This is a genomic window from Neisseria sp. P0021.S006 (assembly GCF_051956895.1).
In genome coordinates this window covers 1-2,233 of record NZ_JBQCWZ010000153.1, presented here as the reverse complement: position 1 = coordinate 2,233, position 2,233 = coordinate 1, and the positions used below count along the sequence as shown (strand labels likewise).

The following is a 2,233-nucleotide window of genomic DNA, read 5'->3' as shown; positions in this document are numbered from 1 at the left end:
AGTTGCCGGGATAGCTGTAATGCAACAGGGCTTCTTGGGCTTTCGGGCTGAGTTTGTAGGTTTGATTGCCGTGACGGTGTTTATACAGCAGATACAGAATCAGCGCGCCCAAGTCTTCGCGCATTTCACGTAAAGGCGGCATGTGTAGGGTGACAACGTTGAGGCGGTAATACAAGTCCTGGCGGAATGCGCCGCTTTCAACCAAGGCTTCGAGGTTTTTATGGGTTGCACAAATAATGCGTACGTCCACAAAGGTTTCCCGCGCATCGCCGATACGGCGCACGGCTTTTTCTTGAATGGCGCGTAGGAGTTTGACCTGCATGGCAAGCGGCAAATCGGCAACTTCGTCAAGGAACAAAGTGCCGCCGTCAGCGTGTTGGAAAAAGCCGAGACGGTCTTGATCCGCGCCGGTAAAGCTGCCTTTTTTGTAGCCAAAGAATTCGCTTTCCATCAGGTTTTCAGGAATCGCGCCGCAGTTGACGGCAATAAACGGTTTGTCGGCGCGGTCGGACAGCTCGTGAATCGTGCGCGCCGCCTGCTCTTTACCCGTACCGGACTCGCCGGAGATATAAACGGGAACAAAGCTGCGGGCCAATCTGCGAATCAGGTGGCGTACTTCGACCATTTGCGGCGAAGTACCCAACAGGCGCGGCATATCGTCGTCGCCTTTCAGGATAGGCTCTTCTTGCAAAGCAGGATTGATGTTGCCGGTTGAAAACCGCTCTTTTAAGGAATTGAGCCCTTCCGGAACAGTCAAAGGCCGGTTAAATTCGCTCTGTACGCTCTTAGGAGGCGTAACGACAGGCTTGACCGGCTGAGGTTCGGGTTTATACAGGGCGGCAGAAATAGGCGCAGGCTGCGATTTGACTTTTTCAGACGGCGTAGGTTCGGCAGTATTATCGGAAACCGATACGGCCGATTTAACCAATGAACGCAACTGCGACAGCGTAATCGGTTTTTGCAGATAGTCAAACGCGCCTGCTTTCAAGGCTTCAACGGCTTGGTCGGCATTGCCGAAAGCCGTAATCACGGCGACGGGCGTGTCGAGCATCAACTCGTCAATGTATTGGACCACCTCAAGACCGGAGCCGTCGGGCATACGCATATCGGTCAACACCAGCGAATAATCGTTGTTGTCCAGCTTATCTTTAGCTTCTTCAACACCAGCCGCCGTATCGACGCGCAGACCCATTTTCATCAGGGTCATTTCCATCAGATCGCGGATGTCTGCCTCGTCATCGACAACCAAAACCGGCTCTTGCAATTTATTCATCCTGCGCTTGCTCCTTCGGTAAAATCAGTTCGAACCCGTTCATTTCAGGGTGATAATGCAGCTGTCCCATATTGGCGTGTGCCAACTCGCGTGCGACGTAAAGCCCCAAACCAGTGCCTTGTTTTTCGGTGGTGTAAAACGGCTCGAACAGATGGTTTCGCACATCCGGCGGCACGCCTTTGCCGTTGTCCGCCACTATGATGGAAATATGCATCCTGCCGCTAGAGCGGATAAGGACGGTAATGGCGTTGTCGTCCTGACGGCTGTGTCGCCACGCATTGTTGCACAAGTTCCACATCACTTGCTGCAAATGCATGGAGTCAACCAATACGGTCAGGTTGTTGCCGTCCATATTCATGCGCAGACAGCCGATGGCATCGGGATTGTTCAAGGTAAATTCCTGCTTGAACTCCAACCAGAATTTCATCAGATTAATCGGCTGGCGGCTGATGTTGTCTCGTTTGTTAAGCAGGGATACATCTTCCAACATCTTGTCGATGCGTTGGATATTGCTGTCGATGATGTTGTAGAGCTTGGCCTTGAGCGGATCTGCCTCATCACCCTCTTGCAACAAATCGCTGGCATGACGGATGGCGGACATCGGGTTGCGGATTTCGTGGGCAAGGTTGGCAGTCAACTGTCCAAGCGAAGTCAGCTTGGTGGACATGGCCTCCGCAGCCACTTCACGCAATGAACGGACGTACAACATCAGCAGCTCGGTCTGCTCCTGAATCAGCGGAACGGCACGGACGTGCATGGCGTGTTGGAAAATATGGATATCGGTTTCAAAAGGTTTGTCGGGTTGACGTTGCCAGCGTGCGACTAGCTCGCCAAACACGATTTCCTGCTGATCGATAATCAGGCTGGGGAAATAGATTTTTGCCTGTTTGTTAAACAGCCACACGCGTTGGGTCGCATCAATCACCACAACCGCTTCCTGTACGCGGTTCAAAACCAAAT

The 2,233-nt window shown here is 52.5% G+C and carries 2 protein-coding genes; both read right to left on the bottom strand.

Annotation, left to right across the window (positions count from 1 at the left end):
- The coding region (locus tag ACTHUM_RS11820; RefSeq protein WP_440402952.1) for a sigma-54-dependent transcriptional regulator at positions 1 to 1,273 on the bottom strand (1,273 nt) is incomplete at its 3' end.
- On the bottom strand, positions 1,266 to 2,233 hold a 968-nt coding region (locus ACTHUM_RS11815; protein WP_440402951.1), incomplete at its 5' end, for an ATP-binding protein. The genes ACTHUM_RS11820 and ACTHUM_RS11815, both read right to left, overlap by 8 nt.